The sequence below is a fragment of the Parvibaculum sp. genome (genome assembly GCF_030694575.1).
Classification (GTDB): domain Bacteria; phylum Pseudomonadota; class Alphaproteobacteria; order Parvibaculales; family Parvibaculaceae; genus Parvibaculum.
This window is the reverse complement of the sequence record NZ_JAUYUS010000079.1, coordinates 1-24,057: the sequence shown is the minus strand read 5'-3', so window position 1 is coordinate 24,057 and position 24,057 is coordinate 1. Positions and strand designations below refer to the sequence as shown.

Below are 24,057 nucleotides of genomic sequence, written 5' to 3'. Positions count from 1 at the left end.
GTATTCATCGAGTCGAAGAATTCGCTGTTGCTCTTCGTCTGCTTGAGCTTGTCGAGCAGGAATTCGACCGCGTCGACGGTGCCCATCGGGTTGAGGATGCGGCGGAGCACATACATCTTCGAGAGCGTGCCCTTGTCGACCAGCAGCTCTTCCTTGCGGGTGCCGGACTTGAGGATGTCCATCGCCGGGAAGACGCGCTTGTCGGCGATCTTGCGGTCGAGAACGATTTCCGAGTTACCGGTGCCCTTGAACTCTTCGAAGATGACTTCGTCCATGCGGCTGCCGGTATCGATGAGCGCGGTCGCGATGATCGTGAGCGAGCCACCTTCCTCGATGTTGCGCGCGGCGCCGAAGAAGCGCTTGGGGCGCTGCAGCGCGTTCGCGTCGACACCGCCGGTGAGCACCTTGCCCGACGAGGGGACGACCGTGTTGTAGGCGCGGCCGAGGCGCGTGATGGAGTCGAGCAGGATGACGACGTCGCGGCCATGTTCGACGAGGCGCTTCGCCTTCTCGATCACCATTTCGGCGACCTGGACGTGGCGCGTCGCCGGCTCGTCGAAGGTCGAGGAGATGACCTCGCCCTTCACCGAGCGCTGCATGTCGGTCACTTCTTCCGGCCGCTCGTCGATCAGCAGCACGATCAGATAGCATTCCGGATGGTTGGTCGTGATCGAATGCGCGATGTTCTGGAGGAGAACGGTCTTGCCCGTGCGCGGCGGCGCGACGATCAGCCCGCGCTGGCCCTTGCCGAGCGGCGCGACGATGTCGATGAGGCGCGACGAGCGGTCCTTCAGCGTCGGATCGGCGACTTCCATCTCGAGCTTCTCGTCGGGATAGAGCGGCGTCAGATTGTCGAAATGGACCTTGTGGCGGGCCTTGTCGGGGCTCTCGAAATTGACCGTCGAAACCTTGAGGAGCGCGAAATAGCGCTCGCCGTCCTTCGGGCTCCTGATCTCGCCTTCGACCGTGTCGCCGGTCCTGAGCGAGAAGCGGCGGATCTGCGAGGGCGAGACATAGATGTCGTCGGGACCCGGCAGGTAGTTGGCTTCGGGAGAGCGCAGGAAGCCGAAGCCGTCCGGCAGCACCTCGACCACGCCTTCGCCGATGATGTCGATATTCTGTTCTGCATACTGCTTCAGGATCGCGAACATCATGTCCTGCGTCCTGAGCGTCGAGGCGTTCTCGACCTCGAGTTCCTCGGCGATCGCCAGAAGTTCGGTCGGCGATTTTGCCTTGAGGTCCTGCAGCTTGATCTGCGTCATTGCCTGTCTTGGTCTTTCTTTGGGGGTTTCCGCCCGGAGCGCTTCTGAAACGATGTGGCGCTGTCTCTGAGGGGAGGAAATCTTTTTGGAGGGATCGAAAATGGAAAGTTGAAGAGGTCTGTTGGGGAAGCTGGCCTGACGCTTCTTTCCTGCCGCCGCACGATCGGGGCTCGGCCCTTCTGCGGGCAATCGCCTTGTGCGCGGTCTTGTCTTGCCGCTGTCACGCCCTTGCTGGGGCGCTCGAAACGGCCGGGAAAGAACTAGGAAGGCCGCCGGGAGAAACCCGGCTTCAAAACCCATATAAAGCCAGCCGGTTCCAATTTCAACGGAAATTGGTGGGGCGGGCTCAGAACGGTTTCGCAACCGCAAGCAGGACGATGAAGATGACGAGGAGCGGCGGGGCCTCGTTGACAATCCGGTAGAAGCGGGCGTCATGCACGTTCCCGTCGCGCTCGAACGCCTTGCGCCAGCGCGAAAAGAAGCCGTGAAGCGCCGACATGACGAGGATCAGCGCCAGTTTCACATGCATCCAGCCATCGGACAGAAGGCCTGGATTGAGCGCCAGCATCAGGATGCCGAAGACGAAAGTGGCGATCATGGCCGGATTGACGATGCCCCGGAGGAGCCGCCGCTCCATGATCTTGAAGGTCTCGGACTTGTCAGAACCCGGCGCCGCCTCGGCGTGATAGACGAAAAGCCGGGGCAGATAGGCCATGCCGGCCATCCAGAAGATCACCGAAACGATGTGGAGCGCCTTGATCCAGACGTAGTAGCCGGCCAGAAAATCGAGCATTGCGAGGTCCCCTGCTTCTTCAGCCGATTGTCTTCAGGCCCGCTCTGGCGGTGCAGACATGGCCGGCGGCTTCTTCCGGGCAGAGGATGGTATCGCTCGCCTGCGCCGCGCGGACAAGCCCGGCAAGCGCCTCGATGAAATGCGGCTCGGTGCCGAGCGCCGGCACCCGGAAATAGCGCGGCACGCCGCTCTCTTTGGCGAGGCGGCCATATTCCTTGTCGAGTTCGACCAGCGTTTCGGAATGCTCCGAGACGAAGGCGATGGGAACGACGATGAGCGATTTGCCCTCGGCGCCCGCCCGCACGATCTCCTTGTCGGTGGCGGGCCCGATCCATTCGAGGGGCCCGACCCGGCTCTGGTAACAGGTGACCCAGTCGGCCTTTTCGATACCGAGCGCCGCGACCAGGGCGGCGCAAGTCTGCTCGACCTGGGCCTGATAAGGATCGCCCGCCTCGATCACCTTTTTCGGCAGCCCGTGAGCGGAAAAGAGGATGCGAACACCTTCGAGGCCGCCCGCTTCCGCGATCGCATCCCCGAGCAGCGCCGCATGGGCGGCAATGAAACCCGGCGCCAGCGGATAACAGCAGACCGTTTTCACCGGGGTGGAAAGCCCCGCCTTCGCGGCCGCGCGTTCCCAGTCCCTGAGGGAGGATTCCGTGGTCGTGGTCGAATAATGCGGATAGAGCGGCAAGAGGACGATCTCGTCGGCGCCCCATGCCTTGATAGCAGCGGCCGCCTCGTCCGCGAAGGGATGCCAGTAGCGCATGGCGATGAAGGTGCGGAACCCGGATTCGCCACCGGCCAAGGCGGCCTCGAGCGCCTGCCCCTGATCGCGCGTCAGCGGAACGATCGGCGAACCGCCGCCAAGCTCGGCATAGATATCCTTCGCCACCGGCGCACGCCGCTTCGAGACGAGTTTCGCGACCAGCCAGCGAAACGGCTGCGGCAGCCCGATGATGGCCGGATCGATGAAGAGGTTGAAGAGAAAGGGTTCGACCGCCTCCGGCCCGTCCGGCCCGCCGAGATTGAACAGCACGACGGCGACCTTCTTCGTCATGCACGCCATTCCTTCACGAGGGCGACCAGCTCCGCCACATGGTCGGGCGGCGTTTGCGGCACGATGCCATGGCCGAGATTGAAGATGAAGGGACCGCGGCCGAGCGTTTCCAGAATATGGAGCGCCTGGCGCCGCATTTCGGGCCCGCCCGCGACCAGCAGCAGCGGATCGAGATTGCCCTGGACGCAGCCGAGCGGCTGCAGATGCTCTCGCGCCCAGCCGGGCGAGACTCCCGTGTCGAGGCTGAGGCCGGTGACACCGGTTTCGCGGAAATAGCGTTCCGCCATGCCGCCTGCACCGCGCGGAAAGGCGATGACGGGAATGGATGGGAACCGCTCATTCAGCTTCTCGCGGATCCGTTTCATCGGCTGGAGCGCGAAACGCTCGAAGGAAAGTTCCGGCAGACTGCCCGCCCAGGTGTCGAAGACCTGCAGAACCTCGGCGCCTGCTTCCACCTGCGCCGAGAGATGCTCGACGGTCGCATCGACGAGAAGATCGATCAGTTTCTGGAACTCGTCAGGCGCGCGGTAGGCCCATGCCTTGGCAGCGCCCTGATCCGGCGAACCGCGGCCGCCGACCATATAGGTCGCGACCGTCCAGGGCGCGCCGGCAAAACCGATCAGCGCCGTTTCCGGAGGAAGACTCCGCCTGAGCCGCTTCACCACCTCATAGACCGGCTGCAGATGCCCCCTGACCGCCTCTACCGGTTTCAGCGCCGCGAGCCCCGCGACATCCGCGATCGGCTCCAGCACCGGTCCCTCGCCTTCCTTGAAGGCAACCTTCTGGCCGAGAGCATCCGGCACCACGAGAATGTCGGAAAAGAGGATCGCCGCATCGAAGCCGTAGCGCCTGATCGGCTGCAGCGTCACTTCCTCCGCGAAGTCCGGCGTGTAGCAGAGATCGAGGAAGCTGCCCGCCTCGGCGCGCACCTTCCGGTACTCCGGCAGATAGCGTCCCGCCTGGCGCATCAGCCAGACCGGTACATTGCCGGCCGTCTCTCCCTTCAATGCCCTGACGAGCTTCTTCCCGGCTGTCTCTTTCCCGGGAGCCTTTTTTCCGCTCAACCGTTCATTCTCCCGATCGCCTTCCCTGTCCTTCTATCTCAATAGAAGAATCTTATCTTGTAGTGGATAGTGAAGGATGGCTGTGAATGGCGGGGATCAAACCGCGCCACCATCTTGTCCACAATTCCGGGCTGCCCGCAGCTTGCTCCGCCGGCACCCCACTTTCTATGCCACAGCCTGTTTAAGATTTCAGCCTGTCAGACTGACGCGCTTTATACGCAGGCACTTGGCATGTGGATTATCTCCAACGCGACAAGCGTTAATTATGGGGACAACTCCTCCGCGCCGCGCCGACCCGGCGGTCATACCCGTTTTCCGCAAGCGTGCGTTGGCCTTTTTCAACCGAGGCATCGAACGGTGGAGCGAAAACGAAGCACGGGTATGACCGGGTAGGGCTTGCCGCGAAAGGGCCGGTTACGCCCGTTAATCACAGCTTTCCACAGGCACCGGCACATCATGCGAAGATGCCGTTATGCCTCGCGGAAAAAGAAATGGCGCGGCCGCAACGGCCCCGATACCTTTGCGGCGCGGCGCTCCGGCCGCCCGCGAAACGACAGGCCTCATGAACACCAAGCGCGTCTTCCATCTTCATCTCGTCTCCGATGCGACAGGCGAAACGCTGAACATGGTCGCGCGCGCGGCCTGCGCGCAATATGAGGACGCACGGCCGATCGAGCATGTCTATGCGCTGGTGCGCGGGCCGAGGCAGCTCGAGCGCGTTCTGGCCGAGATCGAGAACGCGCCGGGCATCGTCATGTTCACGATGGTGAATGAGGAGCTGCGCTCGCGGCTGGAAAAGCGCTGCGCGGAACTGCAGACGCCCTGCATCTCGGTGCTCGACCCGGCCATGCTGGCGCTCGGCAAATATCTCGGCAAGGAATCGTCCCACAAGCCTGGCTCGCAGCACATCATGGATGCGGAATATTTCGACCGCATCGCCGCGCTCAACTACACCATGGCGCATGACGACGGACAGTCGGCCGGCGATCTCGACGACGCCGACATCATATTGCTCGGCGTCAGCCGCACCTCGAAGACGCCGACCTGCATCTATCTCGCGAACCGCGGCATCAAGGCGGCGAACATCCCGATCGTGCCCGGCGCACCGCTGCCGCCCGATCTCGAAACGGCGGAGAAGCCCCTGATCGTCGGTCTGACGACGAGCCCCGATCGCCTGGTGCAAATCCGCAAGAACCGCCTGCTTTCGCTGCACGAGAACACCGACACGGATTACGTCGCGCCGGATGTCGTCGCCGACGAGATCGCCTTTGCGCGCAAGCTCTTCGCGCGCAACAGCTGGCCGGTGATCGACGTCACGCGCCGCTCGATAGAAGAGACGGCGGCGGCGGTCCTCAACCTCTATAATGAACGCCAGCGGGCGATCTGAGCGCGATATGTCACGTGACCTCCTCATTCTTGCTTCCGCCAGCGCCGTGCGCGCGCGGCTTCTCGGCGATGCCGGTATCGCGTTCGAGGCGAAGGATTCGCGCGTCGATGAAGATGCGCTGAAGGAAAGATTCGCCGGCGGCAATTCCGACGCCGATACCGACGCGCTGGCGCTGGAACTTGCGAGCGCGAAGGCGCTTGCCGTCGCCGCTGCGAATGACGGTGCGCTGGTGCTGGGCGCGGACCAGATCCTTTCCTGCGAGGGCAGACGGTACGACAAGCCGAAATCCACGGCAGAAGCGCGCGACAATCTGCGCGAATTTCGCGGCCGTCCGCATATCCTTCACAGCGGCCTTGCCCTGGCGGCAAAGGGAGAAGTGGTGTGGCGCCACAATTCCCGTGCGACCCTCACCATGCGCGATTTCTCGGACGAATTTCTCGACGCCTATCTTGCCGAGGCCGGCGAGCGCGTTCTGAAGAGCGTCGGCTGCTACCAGCTCGAAGGCCCCGGCGTGCAGCTCTTCGAGAAGATCGAGGGCGACTATTTCACCATTCTCGGGCTGCCGCTGCTACCGCTGCTCGACGAGTTGCGCCGCCGGAAGGTGGTGGCGCCATGAGGAAAGTTTGCGTCATCGGCTGGCCGGTCGAGCATTCGCGCTCGCCCCTGATCCATAACTACTGGATCGGGCTCCACGGCATCGAAGACGCGGTCTATGAGCGGCTCGCGGTGCCGCCGGACGCGGCGGCGGGGACGATCCGCAATCTTGGCGGTCTCGGTTTCATCGGCGCCAATGTGACCGTGCCGCACAAGGAGACGGCATTTGCGGCACTCGCCCGGCACGACGCGATCGCGAAGCGGCTTAAGGCCGTGAATACCATCGTGACGACGCCGGCGGGTCTCGAAGGGCGGAACACCGACGGTTACGGCTTCATCGCGAACCTCAAGGACCGCTCGCCTGGCTGGAAGGCCATGAGCGGCCCCGCCGTGATCCTCGGCGCGGGGGGCGCGGCGCGCGCCATCGCCGCTGCGCTGGAGGCGGAAGGTGCGCCTGAAATCCGGATCGTCAACCGCACGCCCGCCCGCGCGGAAGCGCTCGCCGCCGACCTCGAACTGAAATCGGCGGCGGTTTACAGCGAGGACGACGCGCAGGCGGCACTCCGGGGCGCGCATCTTCTCGTCAACACGACGACACTCGGCATGAAGGGCGAGAGCGAGGTCATGTTCGGTCTCACCGCCCTGCCGCGTGGCGCGCTCGTCACCGACATCGTCTACACGCCGCTCGAAACCGGATTGCTGCGCCGCGCGCGCGAGGCGGGCTACAAGACCGTCGACGGGCTCGGCATGCTGCTGCATCAGGCGGTGCCGGGCTTCGAGGCCTGGTTCGGCGTGCGGCCGGAAGTGACGCCGGAACTCCGCGCGCTCGTGCTTGCCGATCTCGGACTGAAATAAAGGAACCGCGATGCTTCTCATCGGTCTCACCGGCTCGATCGGAATGGGGAAATCCGAAACCGCGAAAATGTTCCGGGAGCTCGGCGTGCCGGTCTATGACGCGGATGCCGCCGTCCACAAGCTCTACGAAAAGGGCGGCAAGGCGGTGAAACCTCTTGGCGCGGCTTTTCCTTCCGTCATTGTCGACGGCGCGGTCGACAGGAAATTGTTGTCGCGCGCGGTGCTTGGCCTTCCCGACGAGATGAAGAAGCTCGAAGCGATCGTCCACCCGCTGGTCGGCGAGGCGCAGATGGAATTCCTGCGCGAGACTATCGCGGCGGGCCATGCGATGGTCGTGCTCGACATTCCGCTGCTCTATGAAACCGGCGGCGAGACGCGCGTCGATGTTGTGGTCGTGGTGTCGGCCCCTTACGATATACAGAAGACACGCGTCCTCGCGCGTCCCGACATGGACGAGGCGAAATTCGCCGCGATCCACGCCAAACAGGTTCCCGACGCGGAAAAACGCGCGCGCGCGGATTTCGTCGTCGAAAGCGACAAGGGCCTCGATCACGCCCGCGCGCAGGTGGCCGCCATCGTCGAGGCACTGAAGACCCGCGAAGGCAAGGTGCTGAAAGAGCGTCTTGCGAAAGGCTGAGAGGAAAGCCGAACCGATGGAACAAAGACTGAGCCTCATCACCCTCGGCGTCGCCGATCTCGCGCGGGCGCAGAGGTTTTACGAGACGCTCGGCTGGCGGTCCTTGCCGCAAAGCAATGCCACCGTCGCCTTCTTCCAGTGCGGCGGCATCGTCTTCGCGCTGTTCGGACGCGCGGCGCTCGCCGAGGATGCGAACCTCGCGCCTTACGGCGAAGGTTTTTCCGGCATCGCACTCGCTCATAATGTGAGAAAGAAGGAAGAGGTCGACGCGGTGCTGGCCGAAGCGGAAGCGGCGGGCGGAAAAATCCTGAAGCGCGGACAGGACGCCTTCTGGGGCGGCTATACGGGTTACTTCTCCGATCCCGACGGCCATGTCTGGGAGGTGGCGTGGAATCCGAAAGGCATTATCGGCGCGGACGGCTCGTTCCGCTTTCCGTTGGAATAGGAAGATATGCGCGAAATCGTGCTCGATACGGAAACGACAGGCATCAGCCCGAATGACGGACACCGTCTGGTGGAAGTCGGCTGCCTCGAACTTTTCAACCATGTGGTGACGGGGAAATATTTTCACGCCTATATCGATCCCGAGCGCGACATGCCGGAAGGCGCTTTCCGCATCCACGGCCTGTCGGCGGAGTTCTTGCGCGGCAAACCGAAATTCGCCGAGGTCGCGGATGATTTCCTGGCTTTCATCGGCGAGGACCCGCTCGTCATCCACAATGCGGCTTTCGATCTCGGTTTCCTCAATGCGGAACTCGCGCGCATCAGCCGCGCGCCTATTCCGGCCGCGCGCGCGACCGACACGCTCGACATCGCACGGCGGAAATTTCCCGGCGCGCAGAACAGCCTCGACGCGCTCTGCCGCCGCTTCGGCGTCGACAATTCGGGCCGCACCAAGCACGGCGCCCTGCTCGACAGCGAGTTGCTGGCGGAAGTCTATCTTGAACTGATGGGGGGCCGTCAGCCCGGCCTCGTGCTGCAGGCGGAGTATGCAGGCATGCATGGCGAGAGGGTCGCCCGCGCGCCGCGTCCCATCGCCCTGCCGCCCCGCCTCAGCGAAGCGGAAGAAGCGGCGCACGATGCCTTTGTCGCGACGCTGGGCGGCGAGCCGCTCTGGCCGGTTGCGAAAGCGGAATAGGTCTCGCCTCAGTTCGGCTGGCTCAATTCGGCTGCTGGGCGCCCGCGACGTCCTGCGCCAACTGCTGGCGGCGCTGGTTGTAGAGGCTGACGAAGTCGATCGGATCGATCATCAGCGGCGGGAAACCGCCATCCCGCGTCACATCGGCGAGGATGCGCCGCGCGAACGGGAAAATCTGGCGCGGGCATTCGATGACGAGCACGGCTTCGAGATCCGCTTCCGGCACGTTGGTGAGGCGGAACAGCCCGGCATAGTCGAGCTCGACGAGAAACATCGTCTTGTCCTTCACCGTCGCCTCGGCGCCGATCTTGAGCGCGACCTCGAAATCGGTGCCGCTCATCCGCCTCACGCCGACATCGACGCGGACATTGATCGTCGGCTGTTCCTCGGCAGGCCCGAGCGTCTGCGGCGCATTCGGATTTTCGAACGAGAGGTCTTTCACATATTGCGTGAGGACGCGGAGTTGCGCGGCCTCGCCGGCAGCCTGGTTCCCGTTATTGTTCTCGCCCTGATCCGACATTCTCGCCTCGCCGCCCCTTAATGAAAGGAAGGCTGCTGGCTATCATGGAAAGGGGGACGGAACAAGAAACGGCGGCGAAGAAAGAACCGCTATTGCCGCCATGGTGAATTGGGACGGGGGCCGGACGGCAAATCCGGGCGGCCGGCATCGTCCTCGCCGATTTCCTCCGCTTCGCCCTCGATCACGGGACCGCCGGATGGCGGCCGTCCCGGGCCGCTGCCGCTGCCCATGTTCACCCCCATGCCGCTCGCGCGGAACTGGAAGCTCGCATTGCGGGCAAGCCGCGCCGCCGCAGCCCGGCCGACGGCGCGCCTGAGGGGCGGGATCAGCAGGAGAACGCCGATACAGTCGGTGAAGAGGCCGGGCGTCACCATGAGAAGCGCCGCGACGAAGAGAAAGACGCCGTCGAGCATTTCGGCGACCGGCGGCTCGCCGCGCCGCATTGCCTCTTCCGCCCGCCGCCAGGTCTGGAGACCCTGCACGCGCAGCAGCGAGGCGCCGAGAAGGGCGGTTCCGAGCACGATGGCAATGGTTGCCGGGACGCCGATCAGACCGCCCACCTGGATGAAAATCGCGATCTCGATGACGGGAATGGCGACGAATATGAGAAAAAGGACGATACCCACGGAGTTCCCTTGCTGAACAGGCGGCAGGCGGCATGACGCCGCGGCAGGGCGCCTGCCGTCATAAAGCCACAGAAGCCCTACAGAAAATAGACCGGATAACGGCAAAGGCGAGGCTTCGGTCCGGTAGCAAAACGGCTCCCGATGGCCTAGGTTACTTGCAGGGATTAAATTGACGGCAAGACACTAACGCCAAGCATGCCGCCCGCTTCGCCGCCTCGGACGGCTGGCTGCCGGTTTGAAAGGTTCCTCGAGCGTATGGACGACGGCTTGAATCTTCTGAACATCATTCTGCTCGCGATCGCGGTCGGCGTCTTTCTGAAACTCAGAAGCGTCCTTGGCCGCCGCACGGGCCATGAGCGGCCGCCCTACGATCCCTATTCCGACAACCCGGCGACGGGCCCCGGCAGCGACAAGGTCGTGACCCTGCCGAAGCGGGCCGGCGCGGGCGCTGCACGCGACCGCGTGATCGACGCGGCGGGCGATCCTTTCGCGGCCGCGGTCGAGACGCGCTTCCGCTGGCGCGGTGTCGCGGAGGAAGGCTCGCCGCTCGCCGGCACGCTCGACGCGCTCGCGAATGCCGACCGCACTTTCGATACGGATTCTTTCCTGAGCGGCGCGCGCACGGCTTACGAACTGATCGTGACGGCATTCGCGACCGGCGACCGCTCGACGCTGAAGCCGCTGTTGAGCGACGATGTCTACCGGAGCTTCGACAGCGCGATCGCCGCGCGCGAGCAGAAGGGTCTCAGGATCGACCAGAGCTTCATCGGCATCGACAAGGCGGCGATCTCGGCCGGCACACTCGACGGCACGCGCGCACGGCTGACGGTTTCGTTCCGCAGCGAACTCACATCCTGCACCAAGAACAGCGACGGCGTGGTGGTCGAAGGCGATCCCGTGACCGTGCGCGAGGTGACCGATGTATGGACCTTCGAACGCGATCTCCGCAACCGCGATCCGAACTGGAAGCTGGTCGCAACCGGCGCGCCGGCCTGACGGGCGGTGACGATGCCGCGCGGCGCCCGTGCCTTCATCCTTCTCGCAGCGTTTGCCCTTTTTTCCTGCATGGCGGGAGCGCCTGACATGACGGCGCAGGCGAACCCGGTTTCGTCTCCCACGCGGATTTACTTCGCCGATCTCGATGGCTGGGGCCGGGACGACCAGTCGGCGGCGCTTGCCGCGTTTCGCCGTTCCTGCGCGCGCATCCTGGCACTCGCGCCCGACGCGCCGCTCGACGTGAAGGGCGGCGATCCGCTTTACGGCAAGGCGGGCGACTGGCAGCCGGCTTGCCGCGCCGCGACGGGCTCCATCGGTCCGGGAGCCGGCAATGCGCGCGGCTTCTTCCAGCACTGGTTCGTGCCGGTAAGATTTCCCGCCGAGCGCGGCCTCTTCACCGGCTATTACGAACCGGAAATGCGCGGCTCGCTGACGCGGGGCGGCGTCTACCAGACGCCGGTGCTGGCGCCCCCGCCGGGCTTCCGGATGGTTGCGGGCGGCGGAAATTTTCCCACCCGCGCAGAGATCGAGGATGGCGCGCTCGACACCGAGGGCCTGGCGCTTCTGTGGCTCGAAAGCCCTATCGACGCTTTCTTCCTGCATGTGCAGGGTTCGGGCCGTGTGCGCCTGCCGGCGGGCGAGATCGTGCGCCTCACCTTCGCGGCGAAGACGGGCCATGAATACACCTCGATCGGCAAGCTCCTCGTCGAACGTGGCGAGATGACGCTTGAACAGGTGTCGATGCAGACGATCCGCGCATGGCTGGAAGCACATCCCGCCGAAGGCCGCGCGTTGATGCAACAGAACGCATCCTACATATTCTTCCGTATACTGCGCGATGTCGACGAGACGCTCGGACCGCCCGGCGCCGAACAGGTGAACCTGACGCCGGGCCGCAGCCTCGCCGTCGACCGCAGCCACCACCCGCTCGGCACGCTGCTCTGGCTGACGACGACGCATCCGACCGTCGACGGGCAAAGCATGGTGCCGGTCGCGCGCCTCATGGTGGCGCAGGACACCGGCTCCGCCATCAAGGGCCGTCAGCGCGGCGACATTTTCTTCGGCTTCGGTCACGATGCCGGCGAGATTGCCGGCCGCATGAAGGCGGAGGGCGAGTTCGTCGCGCTGGTGCCGAAGGAAATTGCGCCGTAAGAAGAAGGCGGATGAAACGGCGGTGAACGGAATGGCCGACGAGACCGACAGGAACGCACCGCGCCGCCGGTCCCGCAGCCGCCATCTCAGCGACGAGGAGCGCAAGCTCTGGCGCGAGGTGGTGAAGGATGCGAAGCCGCTCGGCCGGAAGCGGAGCGTCCACGCCGCCGAAGCGGCACAGCCGACGGAAATTCCCGCGACCCCACCCCCTCCCCCGGCGCCGCAGCCGAAGCGGGCCCCGGCACCGGCCGTGCCTTCCCCCTCGCCTGCCCCGCGCCGCGCCGCCGAACCGCCGCCGCTCACCGGCCTCGAACGGCGGACGAGCCAGCGCCTCGCGCGCGGCCAGATGGAGGTCGAGGCGACGCTCGATCTGCACGGCCACAGCCAGGCGGAGGCGCATGGCGCGCTGCTCGGCTTTCTCGCCCGCGCAAGGGGACGCGGCCTTCGCTGCATTCTCGTCATCACCGGCAAGGGCGCCTCGCCCTATGCCCGGCACACGCTTCATGGCGCGAGCTTCTATGAAGTGCCGGAACGGCAAGGCGTGCTCCGGAGCGCGGTGCCGCGCTGGCTCAACGAAGCGGACTTCCGCGCCCATGTGTCTGGCTTCCAGCCGGCCCATCCGAAACATGGCGGCGGCGGCGCCTTCTATATCTGGCTGCGCAAGAAACGATGACGCCGTTCGGACGCAAGGTGCGGGAGCTGCGCCGCGAGCGCGGCGTGACCATGAAGGAGATGGCGGCGGCGCTGCGCGTGACGCCCGCCTATCTCTCGGCGCTGGAGCATGGGCGGCGCGGCCGGCCGAGCTGGCGGCTGGTGCAGGCGATCATCGGTTATTTCAACGTGATCTGGGACGAGGCGGAGGAAATGGAACGCCTCGCGCGGCTTTCCCATCCCCGCATCGTCATCGACACATCCGGCCTTGCCCCGCAGGCAACGGAGCTCGCGAACCGGCTGGCCGAAGAGATCGCGGATATGACGCCCGGCGAGACGGCGAGCCTGCTGGCGCTTCTCGACGCACGGAAGCGGCGGCCGATGCGCCCACGGTGAAGCCGCCCCACGGTCGGGACTCGCTTGCGGCGAAAAGAGGTTTTGCGGGATTCGCCACGCGCAATATTTCGGAGGACCGGAAGATTCGCTGCCGGATTCGTCATCGGCCCGATGGACGCGCCGCCCGGCAGCGGCTTCAATGAGACACTCCCCTCTTGCCGTCACGGCACAGAAGCGATCATGGACGACAGCAAGAAAACCAAAGAGAAAAGCGACGCGAATTTCGCCCGCAGGGTGGACTGGAACCTGTTCCAGCTTTTCCACGAGATCGTGCGCGCGGGCGGCATCGGTGCGGCGGCGCGGCGGCTCAATCGCCAGCAGCCAAGCGTGAGCGCCGGGCTGAAGCGGCTCGAGGACCATCTCGGCGCAACGCTTTTGCGGCGTACCGCGCAAGGCGTCGAGCTGATGCCGGCCGGGCGCGCGCTGTTCGCTCTCTGCGAAACCATGATGGGTGCCGTCCGCGCCGCGCCGCATGAGGTGGCGACGGCGGCGGGCCTCGTCGAGGGCGTCATCAATATCCGCACCATGTCCTCCGTCGTCTCGCCGGAATTCGACGCGGCGCTGGCCGCGCTCCACCGCCACCATCCGGGTGTCGGTATTCATATCGAGGTGTCGCCCTGGCGCGAGGTGATCGCGGCGCTGAAATCGGGTGACGCCGAAGTCGGCATCGCGGTCGACAGCGCGCCGGATGCCGCGCTCTGCTACCAGCCGCTCATCCGGGAGACGCAGCAGCTTTACTGCCACAAGGCCCATGCACTTTACGGCATGACGGTGCCCCAGCCCTCCGACCTCGCCGACCAGCCCTTCATCATGACGGGAGAGGACGAGCCGCAGGATCTCGAGAATTTCCGCCGCCGCTACGGGCTCGGCAGCCGCGCGGCCGGTTTCGCGGAGAACCTGAACGAGGCGAAGCGGCTGATCGAGCTGGGCGTCGGCATCGGCTTTCTGCCGACCTGCGTGGCGGAAACGCTCGACAATCGCGGCGCCCTCTGGCCGCTTTTGCCGGAAGCCGTGCTGCCTGCCTATCAGGTCTATCTCGTCACCCGCGACGAGCCCGCCCGCAACACGCCCACCGAGCTTTTCCTGGCAGAGATCATGGGCCGGCTGAGGGAGCGCCAAACCGAGACATAGATGAAATCTATGAGGCTCATCTGAATTTCCCGTCTAGGGCAATGACCTTTCGCGGTGCAACATGAACCCATGTCCATCGCCGAACCGATTTCGAAAACCCTTCCCGATCCGTCGCTCGACACCCTGCCGGGCCTGTGGAGCCGGTCGCTGATCGCCTGGCCGGACGGGCGGCGCGACACCACGACCTGGGTGAACTGGTTTCAGGGCCCCGGCCTCTATCTCGATCTCCGCCAGCCGGAAGCCCGCCCCGACTTTTCAGGCGTGGCCGCGCTTTCGGATTTCACGCCCGGCCAGATGGAGTGGCTCGCGCGCCAAGAGGGCTTCGCCGGCGAACTCGTCCATGAGGACGGATATTTCGAGTGGCGGCGCGATATCGATTTCCAGCCTCAGGCGGTCTATTCGGACATGGGCAAGCTCTGGGTCGAGGGCGACGTCATGATCGAGGAGGGAAAGGACATTCCCTATATCGAGCATTGGCACCGCGAGCCCGTGGGCGCCGAGCCCTGCTGGGGCGCGCGGCTGCGCGACCGCGAGAGCGGCCGGAAAGGCGCACTGGTTCGCATGGGCAGTCTCTTCATGTTCGCGCGCGAACGCCACCACGACCTGCCGCCCGGCCTGTCGCTTGCCGAATGCGTGGCGAGCGCGGAGGACCTCGGAACCGCGCAGGATTTTCTCGATTGCGAGATCTCGCAAGGCGCGGTGACGAGCGCCGGCTGGATCGTGCAGCGCTCCAGCCTGCCCTTCCGCGAAGCAAAGCCGCTCGCGCCCGTCATCGGCGGCGCGACGCTGCAAACCGCCGATACCGGCCGTGACGGAAAGCCAGCGGCGCGCTTCTGGGAAATCACCGATCTGCGCGGCGTGCCCGCCCTCGAATTTCTGCCGAATGGAGCAATGTCATGAGTGATACCAAAGGGACTGCCTTCACGCATATTCCCGTCATCGATATCGCGCCGCTCTTTTCCGGCGACGACGCGGCGAAGCGAAAGGTTGCCGCCGAGATGGCGGACGCGGCAAGCAATGTCGGCTTTCTCTATGTGAAGGGCCACGGCATTCCGCCCGAACTGATCGCGACGCTCGAGGCGCGCGCGGCGGAATTTTTCGCGTTGCCGCTCGACCGGAAGATGGAACGCTATATCGGCAAGTCGCGCGCCCATCGCGGCTATGTGCCGAAAGGCGAGGAGGGTTTCTACGACGGCACCGATCCGAGAAAGACCGACAAGAAGGAAGCCTTCGATCTTTCGATAGAACTGCCCGAAAGCGATCCCGATCACATTCTCGGCTACCGGATGCTCGGCCCGAACCAGTGGCCGGCCGAACTGCCGGAGATGCAGCGCGACGTCTATGCCTATTACGAAGCGGCGATGGCGCTCGGCCACACGATCTTCCGCGGCTTCGCGCTGGCGCTCGGTCTCGACGAGAATTACTTCGAAGCCCTGCTGACGAAGCCGCCGTCGCAATTGCGCCTCGTGCATTACCCGGCCGATCCCGCCCGCGTCGCCGATTGGGGCATCAGCGCACACACCGACTATGAGTGCTTCACGATCCTGCATGTGACGGCGCCGGGCCTCGAGGTCATGAACGCGGAGGGACGCTGGATCGATGCGCCGCCGATCGAAGGCGCCTTCGTCATCAATATCGGCGACATGCTGGAGGCGCTGACGAACGGCCGCTTCATCGCGACGTCGCACCGCGTCCGCAATGTGCCGGACGAACGCTTTTCGTTTCCGCTCTTCTGCGCGCTCGATTACGAGACGGTGATCGAACCCCTGCCGCAATTCATCGACGGCGATGCGCGCTACCCTTCCTATGTCGCGGGCGGCCATCTCGTCACGCAGACCATGCGGACATTTTCCTACCTGAAGAAGCTCGTCGCTTCGGGCGCGCTCGCGCTTCCCGAAAGCGAAAATCATGCGACGGCCTTTGGCCGCAAGGAGCGCGAACCGGCTTGAAGACCGGAGACGCCAGAGGGGACGACCGGAAGAGAAAGGTTCAATCGCGACAGTCAGTGAAAGGAAATCTCATGCTGCGCTCATCGATCTTCCGGAAGACAGTCACGGCGGTCCTCGCCGCGCTTGTGCTTTCTCTCTCTTTCGCGGGGCAAGCCGCCGCCCAGGAGAAAAAATCCTTCAAGCTGGCCTGGTCGCTCTACACCGGATACATGCCCTGGGCCTATGCCGAACATGCCGGCATCGTCGACAAATGGGCCGGCAAATACGGCATCGAGATCGAGGTCGTGCAGATCAACGACTATATCGAGTCGCTCAACCAGTACACGGCCGGCACCTATGATGCGGTCGCGAACACAGTGATGGATTCGCTGACGATCCCCGCCGCCGGCGGTGTCGATACGACCGCGATGATCCTCGGCGACTACACCAACGGCAACGATGCGATCTTCGTGAAGGGCGAAGGCAAGACCATGGCCGACTTGAAGGGCAAGACGGTCTATCTCGTGCAATATTCCGTCTCCCACTACATGCTGGCGCTGGCGCTCGCGAAAGCGGGCCTTACCGAGGACGACATCAAGACGGCGAATATCGCCGACGCCGATTTCGTCGCCGCCTTCTCGACGCCGGAAGTGGAAGCCGTGGTGGCGTGGAACCCGGCGACGAGCCAGATGAACAAGATGCCGGGCATCACCTCGGTCTTCGATTCCTCCGAGATACCGGGCGAAGTGCAGGACATCCTCGCCGCCAAGACCGATGTGCTGAAGGCCAATCCTGCCTTCGGCAAGGCGCTCGCCGGTGCCTGGTACGAAACGCTCGCCATCATGAAGAAGGATGACGCGGAAGGGATCGCGGCACGCACCTTCATGGCGGAAGCTTCCGGTACCGACCTCGCCGATTTCGAGAGCCAGATCGCCACCACTTATTTCTACGATGCGCCGGAAGGCGTCGAGGGCTTCTCCGGCCCGAAGATGGCGGCAAGCGTCGAAAGCGTCGCCAGCTTCGCCTTCTCGCAGGGACTGCTGGGGCCGGATGCGAAGGATGCCGGTTTCATCGGCATCGAACTGGCCGACGGCACGATCTTCGGCGACAAGGAAAACGTGAAGCTCCGCATCGACACGAGCTACATGGAGATGGCGGCCAAGGGCGAGATCTGAAAAGGCGCCCGCCCGGTGAACCGGGCGGGCCGCACCTAGAGAATGAACTTGGAGAGATCGGCGTTCTTCGACAGGTCGCCGATATGGCGCTGCACATAGGCGCCGTCAATCGTCACCGTCTCGCCCGACTTGTCGGTGGCACCGAAGCTGACCTCGTCGAGCACCCGCTCCATCACGGTGTGGAGCCGCCGCGCGCCGATATTCTCGACCGTCGAATTGACCAGCGTCGCGATATCGGCGATGGCGTCGATCCCGTCATCGGTGAAATCGAGCGTCACGTCTTCGGTGCCCATCAGCGCGACATATTGCTTGATGAGGCTTGCTTCCGGCTCTGTGAGCACGCGGCGCATGTCTTCCTTGCTGAGCGCCTGAAGTTCGACGCGGATGGGAAGGCGGCCCTGCAGCTCCGGCAGCAGGTCGGAGGGCTTGGCGATGTGGAAGGCGCCGGACGCGATGAAGAGAATGTGGTCGGTCTTCACCGCGCCATGCTTCGTCGAAACGCTGGTGCCTTCGATCAGCGGCAGGAGGTCGCGCTGCACCCCTTCCCGGCTGACATCGCCACCCTGCCGTTCGGCGCGGGCGCAGATCTTGTCGATCTCGTCGAGAAAGACGATGCCGTTCTGCTCGACCGCGCGAATGGCTTCCTGCGTGAGCTGTTCCTGATCGAGCAGCTTGTCGCTTTCTTCCGCGACCAGCACGTCGTAGCTGTCGCGCACCGCCATGCGCCGTGTTTTCGTGCGGCCGCCGAACGCCTTGCCCATGATGTCGCTGAGATTGATCATGCCCATCTGCGAGCCCGGCATGCCGGGAATGTCGAAGGTCGGCATGCCGCCGCCGCTGTCCGAGACTTCGACTTCGATTTCCTTTTCATCGAGTTCGCCGCCACGGAGCTTCCGGCGGAAACTTTCGCGCGTCGCTTCGCTCGCATTGGTGCCGACCAGCGCGTCCAGCACGCGGCCCTCGGCGGCGAGATGCGCTTTCGCCTGCACGTCCTTGCGCTTCTTTTCGCGCGTCATGGCGAGGGAGATTTCGACGAGATCGCGGATGATCTGCTCGACGTCGCGCCCGACATAGCCGACCTCGGTGAACTTCGTCGCTTCCACTTTCAGAAATGGTGCCTCGGCAAGCTTGGCGAGGCGGCGCGAGATTTCCGTCTTGCCGACACCGGTCGGCCCGATCATCAGGATGTTCTTCGGCAGCACCTCGTCGCGCAAGGCGTCCGGCAATTGCTGGCGGCGCCAGCGGTTGCGAAGCGCGATGGCCACGGCGCGCTTGGCGTCGCGCTGGCCGACGATGTAGCGGTCGAGTTCGGAAACGATCTCACGCGGGGAAAAACTGGTCATGATCGTGAAGGAAAACTCCGGAAAACGAGAAGGCGGGCTCAGGCGTCGAGGCTTTCGACGGTGAGGTTGTTGTTCGTGTAGACGCAGATGTCGGAGGCGATCTTCATGGCCTTGCGCGCGATCTCTTCCGCCGTCAGGTCCATGTCGACCAGGGCCCGGGCGGCGGCGAGCGCGTAATTGCCGCCGGAGCCGATGCCGACCACGCCGCCTTCCGGTTCCAGCACGTCGCCATTGCCGGTAAGGACAAGCGTCGCCTCCTTGTCGGCAACGATCATCAGCGCCTCGAGGCGGCGGAGAAAGCGGTCGGTCCGCCAGTCCTTGGCGAGCTCGACGCAGGCGCGGGTAAGCTGTCCCGGATATTGCTCGATCTTGGCTTCGAGCCGCTCGAAGAGGGTCATGGCATCGGCGGTCGCGCCGGCGAAACCCGCGATCACGTCGCCCTTGCCGAGCGGGCGGACCTTGCGGGCATTCCCCTTCATGATCGTGTCGCCCATCGAAACCTGGCCGTCGCCCGCGATCACGACCTTGCCCCCCTTGCGCACGGTCAGGATCGTGGTGCCGTGCCAGTTGATGGGGTCGTTCGTCATGGGAAATCCTGTATGGGCGGGCCGTTGAAACTGGCTACCATGTGGCCGCTCCGTGCCACCGGGTCAACCCCGTGGCACCTTGTCGTTGAGAATGATAGTCTTTCTCAAATATGAACTCTTTCCTGGGGGAGGCCGAATGTCCGCCGAACTGAAAACCGAAGACGCACTCCGTACCGTCTATCCGGAGCCGTCGGGCGGCGCGGTGGCGAAGCAACTCGACTTCATCGATCCGCATTCCCGCAAATTCATCGAGCTCTCGCCCTTTCTTTGCATCGGCACCGGCAGGCCGGACGGCTTGGCCGACGTGTCGCCCCGCGGCGGCGAGCAGGGCTTCGTCCATGTGCTCGACGAACGGCGCCTCGCCATGCCGGACCGGCCGGGCAACAACCGGCTCGACACGCTGACCAACATCGCCCATTCGCCTGCCGTCGGGCTGCTTTTCTTCGTCCCTGGCTTCGAGGAAATGTTGCGGGTGAACGGCACCGCCACAACCTCGATCGAGCCGGAGCTGATGGCCCGGTTCGTCGTCGACGGCAAGCAGCCCCGGTCGGTCATGATCGTGGAGGTGAAGGAGGTCTATTTCCACTGCACCAAGGCGCTGAAACGTTCCGGTCTCTGGAATGCCGAGAAGCATGTCCCCCGCGACACCATGCCGAGCTTCGGCCAGATTTTCCGGGACCAGACGAAGGCTCAGATGCCGGCGACGGTGATCGATCTGGCGCTGAATGAGGACGCAAAGAAAAACCTCTATTGATCGCGAGGCGACCGGATGCCTCTCCACATCTTGTGGTCTTGCCTTTTGCGAATACTACAAAAGAATTTGCGGGTAATTTGAATCAATGACTTGGCTCTTGTCTCGTATCGGGATTAGGAGCAATTTAAAGTATTGGATGAGAAGTGCTCCAATATATTGGTTAACGCACTGTAAGCATTTGTCATTCAATCTGAATCGGTACTTGAAGTAATCCCGCTGGCCTGTGCCGCGGCTGGCTGCTAAAAGCTGCCGCGAACGGGCCGTTCGAGGCCTTGCGAACCGGAACCGAACTTATGCAGACCGACAGCGATACCCGCATCGCCACCGTCGAACGCAAGACGAAAGAGACCAATGTCTTCGTCTCGCTCGATCTCGACGGCAATGGCGAATACGACGTCGACACCGGGATCGGCTTTCTCGATCACATGCTGGAGCAGCTCTCCCGCCATTCGCTGATCGACCTGAAGGTGCGCGCGCAGGGCGACCTGCACATCGATTTCCACCACACGACCGAAGATACCGGCATCGTGATCGGCGAGGCCGTGCGCAAGGCGCTGGGCGACTTCAAGGGTATCCGCCGTTATGCGACGGCCATCATTCCGATGGACGAGACCTGCACCCGCGTCTCTATCGACGTGTCGCAGCGTCCCTATCTCATCTGGAAGGTCGATTTCACGAAGCCGAAGCTCGGCGACATGGACACGGAACTCTTCAAGGAGTGGTTCCAGGCCTTCGCGCAGAATGCGGGCATCACGCTGCACATCGAAAACATGTATGGCGACAACAACCATCACATCGTCGAAAGCTGCTTCAAGGGTCTCGCCCGGGCGCTGCGCGATGCGATCGAGATCGACCCGCGCGCCGCGAACCGCATTCCCTCGACCAAGGGCGTGCTGGGGAACTGATTTTCGGTTCCCGCCGTCCGCGCGGCTGGCCTTTTTGCATCGCCTGTCATAGATAGAGGCCGAACGCCGCGCCGGCACGCGGTGTGCGGAACCGGTTCCATGCGCATTTACACAGTCCACGAGCTCCAAGGCGCGCCGCTCGACGGCGCCGGCATCGTGCTGGTCAAGGAAGGCTTTTCCTTTCCGGCCTTCGTCTTCTCATGGGCCTGGCTCCTCTGGCACCGGCTCTGGATCGCGCTCGGCCTCTGGATCGGGCTGATCGCCGTCATCTCCTTTTTCGTCGAGAGGCTTGCGGGCGCCGAGGCCGCGGCCCTGTGCTCGCTCGCCCTTCAGCTTCTGCTCGGCTTCGAGGCGAACGACATCCGCCGCTGGACGATGGAGCGAAAGGGCTACAGGCTTGCCGGCATCGTCGGGGGCAGCTCGCTCGAAGAGGCGGAGCGCAACTTCTTCGCGAACTGGGGTCGCCCGCTCGATATCGCGCCGGAGCCGCCTGCCGCAAAAGCCGTCTGGCCGCGTCGCGCGCCCGCCGCCGAAAAGCCATCCGGCGACGGCGACCGGGTTTTCGGCCTCTTCCCGAAAGCGGGAGGCTGAACGCATGAAGATTGCGATCATCGATTACGGTTCGGGCAATCTCCGCTCCGCCGCCAAGGCCTTCGAACGCGCCGGGCGCGACGCTGGCCTTTCCGCCGATGTCATGGTGACGAGCGACCCGGACGCCGTGCGCGGCGCCGACCGCGTGGTGCTGCCGGGCGTCGGTGCCTTCGGCGACTGCGCCGCAGGTTTGCGTGCCGTACCGGGCATGACCGATGCGCTCACCGAAGCGGTGCGGAAAGAGGGCAAGCCCTTTTTCGGCATCTGCGTCGGCATGCAGCTGATGGCGGAGCGCGGCCTCGAACATGGCGTCCATGGAGGCCTCGGCTGGATCGGCGGCGACGTCCGGGTGATGACGCCAGCCGACCCCGATCTCAAGATCCCGCATATGGGCTGGAACACGCTGAGCCAGACAAGGCCCCACCCGCTGCTCGACGGCATCGAAACCGGCGACAGGGGCCTCCATGCCTATTTCGTCCATTCCTATTTTTTCGACGCAAGCTCGGATACGGACATCGTTGCGAACACCGATTACGGCGGCCGCGTCACCGCGATGATCGCGCGCGACAACATGGCGGGCACCCAGTTCCACCCCGAAAAGAGCCAGACCCTGGGCCTGGCGCTGATCGGCAACTTCCTGAAGTGGCGGCCATGATCCTCTTTCCTGCGATCGACCTGAAAGACGGCGAATGCGTCCGCCTCGTGCATGGGCTGATGGACCAGGCGACGGTCTTCAACGACGACCCGGCGGCGCAGGCCCGCGCTTTCGAGGCGGCGGGCTTCGAATATCTGCACCTTGTCGACCTGAACGGCGCCTTCGAGGGAAAGCCCGTGAACGCGGCCGCCGTCGAAAGCATTCTTGCCGCGATCTCCATACCCGCGCAGCTGGGCGGCGGCATTCGCGATCTCGCCACCATCGAGATGTGGCTCGGCAAGGGTATCCGCCGGGTCATCATCGGTACGGCGGCGGTGAAGAACCCTTCGCTCGTGATCGAGGCGTGCCGCAAGTTTCCCGGCCGCATCGCCGTCGGGCTCGACGCCAAGGGCGGCCGCGTCGCGACCGAAGGCTGGGCGGATGTCTCCGACCTCACCGTGCTCGACATGGCCCGCCGTTTCGAGGATGCGGGCGTCGCCGCCGTCATCTACACGGACATCGACCGCGACGGCGCCTTGCAGGGATTGAACATCGAGGCGACGGTCGCGCTCGCCGACGCAATTTCCATTCCCGTGATTGCGTCGGGCGGTCTTTCCTCCATCGAGGATCTGAAGAAACTCCTCGCCGCCAACTGCTCCGGCATCGAAGGCGCGATTTCCGGCCGCGCGCTTTACGACGGGCGGCTCGATCCGGCTGAAGCCCTGAAGCTCCTGCGAGGTGTGGCGTGACGCTGAAAGCCCGCCTCATTCCCTGCCTCGACGTGAAGGACGGCCGTGTCGTCAAAGGTGTGAACTTCGTCGATCTGCGCGACGCGGGCGATCCGGTCGAAGCCGCGCGCGCCTATGACGCCGCCGGCGCCGACGAGCTTTGCTTCCTCGACATCACAGCGAGCCACGAGGAACGTGCGATCATTTTCGACGTCGTCCGCCGCACCGCAGAACAATGCTTCATGCCGCTCACCGTCGGCGGCGGCGTCCGCACCATTGAGGATGTGCGCCAGCTTCTCCTCGCGGGCGCGGACAAGGTCTCGATCATGACGGCCGCCGTCTTCAATCCGGATTTCGTCCGCGCGGCGGCGGAAAAGTTCGGCAACCAGTGCATCGTGGTTGCCATCGACGCCAAGCAGACCGGCCCCGGCAAATGGGAGATTTTCACCCATGGCGGCCGCAAGCCGACCGGCATCGACGCGGTCGAATATGCGGTGAAGGTCTGCGAGCTGGGCGCGGGCGAAATCCTGCTCACCTCGATGGACCGCGACGGCGCGAAATCCGGCTTCGACATCGCCCTCACCCGCGCGGTGGCGGACGCCGTTCCGGTGCCGGTGATCGCCTCCGGCGGCGTCGGGACCCTCGACCATCTCGTCGAAGGCGTCCGTGACGGCCATGCGAGCGCCGTTCTCGCCGCCTCGATTTTCCATTTCGGCGAATACACGATCGGCGAAGCCAAGGCCCATATGGCCGAAGCCGGCATCCCGATCCGCCTCTGACGGAAGCCGGCCCCGGGTCCGGATCAACCTATTGTGCCATTTTGGCTATTCGGCACTGCACCCGGCAGGGACCAAGCGACGCAGGCGAGCCGAAAACCGAATGTGACAATTGCGCGTCGGCCCTTCCCCCGGCAGAATGCGGCTGCTTGGGTCCAGACAAATTTCCCCCGTGCCTGCGAACAGCGCGAGCGGCGCAATAGATGTCCGAACGTGAAATCGAACTGAAGCTCCTCTGCGAGCCCGTCGAGCTTGAACGGATCAGGCGTGCGCCGTCGCTGTTGCGGATGAAGCAGGGGCGCGCCAGCGGCAAGCATCTGCACTCGGTCTATTTCGATACCAGGACGCTCACACTCGGCGACCATGGCTTCGCGCTC

General features: G+C 64.3%; 28 protein-coding genes. 20 read left to right on the top strand and 8 right to left on the bottom strand.

Annotated features, from left to right (window positions below):
* The 4 genes from rho to hemE form a co-directional block, all read right to left on the bottom strand.
* A partial coding sequence (gene rho, locus Q8S60_RS11535; protein WP_305275282.1) for a transcription termination factor Rho occupies positions 1-1,262 on the bottom strand: 1,262 nt, incomplete at its 3' end.
* Positions 1,263-1,608: 346 nt separating this feature from the next.
* Positions 1,609-2,055: a protoporphyrinogen oxidase HemJ gene (gene hemJ / locus Q8S60_RS11530; protein WP_305275284.1), complete on the bottom strand. Its 447-nt coding sequence runs from the start codon at positions 2,053-2,055 to the stop codon at positions 1,609-1,611.
* Positions 2,056-2,074: 19 nt separating this feature from the next.
* Complete coding sequence (gene hemH / locus Q8S60_RS11525) at positions 2,075-3,112, bottom strand: ferrochelatase (RefSeq protein ID WP_305275285.1); 1,038 nt, start codon at positions 3,110-3,112, stop codon at positions 2,075-2,077.
* A complete protein-coding gene (gene hemE, locus Q8S60_RS11520) occupies positions 3,109-4,176 on the bottom strand; it encodes a uroporphyrinogen decarboxylase (RefSeq protein WP_305275287.1) in 1,068 nt (355 codons plus the stop codon). Before hemE ends, hemH begins: the two co-directional genes overlap by 4 nt.
* Before the next feature lie 562 nt (positions 4,177-4,738).
* Here hemE and Q8S60_RS11515 point away from each other — a divergent pair.
* The 6 genes from Q8S60_RS11515 to dnaQ are packed head-to-tail and all read left to right on the top strand — an operon-like array spanning position 4,739 to position 8,787.
* Positions 4,739-5,563, top strand: a complete 825-nt coding sequence (locus Q8S60_RS11515) for a pyruvate, water dikinase regulatory protein (RefSeq protein WP_305275289.1) — start codon at positions 4,739-4,741, stop codon at positions 5,561-5,563.
* A gap of 7 nt (positions 5,564-5,570) precedes the next feature.
* Entirely contained in the window at positions 5,571-6,179 is a 609-nt protein-coding gene (locus Q8S60_RS11510; RefSeq protein WP_305275291.1) for a Maf family nucleotide pyrophosphatase, read from the top strand.
* Positions 6,176-7,012, top strand: coding sequence for a shikimate dehydrogenase (locus Q8S60_RS11505; RefSeq protein ID WP_305275293.1), 837 nt, complete (start codon positions 6,176-6,178; stop codon positions 7,010-7,012). Before Q8S60_RS11510 ends, Q8S60_RS11505 begins: the two co-directional genes overlap by 4 nt.
* A 10-nt stretch (positions 7,013-7,022) precedes the next feature.
* Positions 7,023-7,649, top strand: a complete 627-nt coding sequence (coaE, locus tag Q8S60_RS11500) for a dephospho-CoA kinase (protein WP_305275295.1) — start codon at positions 7,023-7,025, stop codon at positions 7,647-7,649.
* Positions 7,650-7,665: 16 nt separating this feature from the next.
* Positions 7,666-8,094 (top strand): VOC family protein, encoded by a 429-nt coding sequence (locus Q8S60_RS11495; RefSeq protein ID WP_305275298.1) that lies wholly within the window; start codon positions 7,666-7,668, stop codon positions 8,092-8,094.
* A 6-nt stretch (positions 8,095-8,100) separates the two neighbouring features.
* Positions 8,101-8,787, top strand: a complete 687-nt coding sequence (dnaQ, locus tag Q8S60_RS11490) for a DNA polymerase III subunit epsilon (RefSeq protein ID WP_305275301.1) — start codon at positions 8,101-8,103, stop codon at positions 8,785-8,787.
* Between the two features lie 22 nt (positions 8,788-8,809).
* Here dnaQ and secB read toward each other — a convergent pair whose 3' ends face one another.
* A complete protein-coding gene (gene secB / locus Q8S60_RS11485; RefSeq protein WP_305275303.1) occupies positions 8,810-9,307 on the bottom strand; it encodes a protein-export chaperone SecB in 498 nt (165 codons plus the stop codon).
* An 89-nt stretch (positions 9,308-9,396) separates the two neighbouring features.
* Positions 9,397-9,933, bottom strand: a complete 537-nt coding sequence (locus Q8S60_RS11480) for an FxsA family protein (protein ID WP_305275305.1) — start codon at positions 9,931-9,933, stop codon at positions 9,397-9,399.
* Positions 9,934-10,200: 267 nt separating this feature from the next.
* On the opposite strand from Q8S60_RS11480, the gene Q8S60_RS11475 reads away from it, so the two are divergent.
* The 8 genes from Q8S60_RS11475 to Q8S60_RS11440 all read left to right on the top strand — a co-directional run bounded on the left by Q8S60_RS11475 (position 10,201) and on the right by Q8S60_RS11440 (position 17,362).
* A complete protein-coding gene (locus Q8S60_RS11475) occupies positions 10,201-10,929 on the top strand; it encodes a Tim44/TimA family putative adaptor protein (protein ID WP_305275308.1) in 729 nt (242 codons plus the stop codon).
* Positions 10,930-11,016: 87 nt separating this feature from the next.
* A complete protein-coding gene (locus tag Q8S60_RS11470; RefSeq protein WP_305275309.1) occupies positions 11,017-12,081 on the top strand; it encodes a murein transglycosylase A in 1,065 nt (354 codons plus the stop codon).
* A complete protein-coding gene (locus tag Q8S60_RS11465; protein ID WP_370867247.1) occupies positions 12,071-12,754 on the top strand; it encodes a Smr/MutS family protein in 684 nt (227 codons plus the stop codon). The genes Q8S60_RS11470 and Q8S60_RS11465 overlap by 11 nt, the downstream gene beginning before the upstream one ends.
* Positions 12,751-13,128: a helix-turn-helix domain-containing protein gene (locus tag Q8S60_RS11460; protein ID WP_305275312.1), complete on the top strand. Its 378-nt coding sequence runs from the start codon at positions 12,751-12,753 to the stop codon at positions 13,126-13,128. The genes Q8S60_RS11465 and Q8S60_RS11460 overlap by 4 nt, the downstream gene beginning before the upstream one ends.
* A 180-nt stretch (positions 13,129-13,308) precedes the next feature.
* On the top strand, positions 13,309-14,259 hold the full coding sequence (locus Q8S60_RS11455) for a LysR family transcriptional regulator (protein WP_305275314.1): 951 nt from the start codon (positions 13,309-13,311) through the stop codon (positions 14,257-14,259).
* 69 nt (positions 14,260-14,328) lie between these two features.
* On the top strand, positions 14,329-15,159 hold the full coding sequence (locus Q8S60_RS11450; protein WP_305275316.1) for a hypothetical protein: 831 nt from the start codon (positions 14,329-14,331) through the stop codon (positions 15,157-15,159).
* Entirely contained in the window at positions 15,156-16,208 is a 1,053-nt protein-coding gene (locus tag Q8S60_RS11445) for an isopenicillin N synthase family oxygenase (protein WP_305275317.1), read from the top strand. The genes Q8S60_RS11450 and Q8S60_RS11445 overlap by 4 nt, the downstream gene beginning before the upstream one ends.
* A gap of 71 nt (positions 16,209-16,279) precedes the next feature.
* A complete protein-coding gene (locus Q8S60_RS11440) occupies positions 16,280-17,362 on the top strand; it encodes a putative urea ABC transporter substrate-binding protein (RefSeq protein WP_305275318.1) in 1,083 nt (360 codons plus the stop codon).
* Between the two features lie 35 nt (positions 17,363-17,397).
* Here the strand turns inward: Q8S60_RS11440 and hslU are convergent, their stop codons facing one another.
* Together hslU and hslV are read right to left on the bottom strand one after the other, a co-directional pair.
* Positions 17,398-18,705, bottom strand: a complete 1,308-nt coding sequence (hslU, locus tag Q8S60_RS11435; protein WP_305275320.1) for an ATP-dependent protease ATPase subunit HslU — start codon at positions 18,703-18,705, stop codon at positions 17,398-17,400.
* A gap of 38 nt (positions 18,706-18,743) precedes the next feature.
* On the bottom strand, positions 18,744-19,292 hold the full coding sequence (gene hslV / locus Q8S60_RS11430) for an ATP-dependent protease subunit HslV (RefSeq protein ID WP_305275322.1): 549 nt from the start codon (positions 19,290-19,292) through the stop codon (positions 18,744-18,746).
* A gap of 136 nt (positions 19,293-19,428) precedes the next feature.
* On the opposite strand from hslV, the gene Q8S60_RS11425 reads away from it, so the two are divergent.
* From Q8S60_RS11425 to hisF, 6 genes are all read left to right on the top strand, one after another.
* A complete protein-coding gene (locus Q8S60_RS11425; protein WP_305275324.1) occupies positions 19,429-20,046 on the top strand; it encodes a pyridoxamine 5'-phosphate oxidase family protein in 618 nt (205 codons plus the stop codon).
* 293 nt (positions 20,047-20,339) lie between these two features.
* Positions 20,340-20,951, top strand: a complete 612-nt coding sequence (gene hisB, locus Q8S60_RS11420) for an imidazoleglycerol-phosphate dehydratase HisB (RefSeq protein WP_305275326.1) — start codon at positions 20,340-20,342, stop codon at positions 20,949-20,951.
* 99 nt (positions 20,952-21,050) lie between these two features.
* Positions 21,051-21,542 carry a DUF2628 domain-containing protein gene (locus tag Q8S60_RS11415; protein WP_305275329.1) on the top strand — a complete coding sequence of 164 codons (492 nt, stop codon included), beginning with the start codon at positions 21,051-21,053 and terminating at the stop codon, positions 21,540-21,542.
* 4 nt (positions 21,543-21,546) lie between these two features.
* Positions 21,547-22,197, top strand: a complete 651-nt coding sequence (hisH, locus tag Q8S60_RS11410; RefSeq protein WP_305275331.1) for an imidazole glycerol phosphate synthase subunit HisH — start codon at positions 21,547-21,549, stop codon at positions 22,195-22,197.
* Positions 22,194-22,925, top strand: a complete 732-nt coding sequence (hisA, locus tag Q8S60_RS11405) for a 1-(5-phosphoribosyl)-5-[(5-phosphoribosylamino)methylideneamino]imidazole-4-carboxamide isomerase (protein WP_305275334.1) — start codon at positions 22,194-22,196, stop codon at positions 22,923-22,925. Before hisH ends, hisA begins: the two co-directional genes overlap by 4 nt.
* Positions 22,922-23,683 (top strand): imidazole glycerol phosphate synthase subunit HisF, encoded by a 762-nt coding sequence (gene hisF, locus Q8S60_RS11400; protein WP_305275339.1) that lies wholly within the window; start codon positions 22,922-22,924, stop codon positions 23,681-23,683. The genes hisA and hisF overlap by 4 nt, the downstream gene beginning before the upstream one ends.
* The last annotated feature ends 374 nt before the right edge of the window (positions 23,684-24,057 follow it).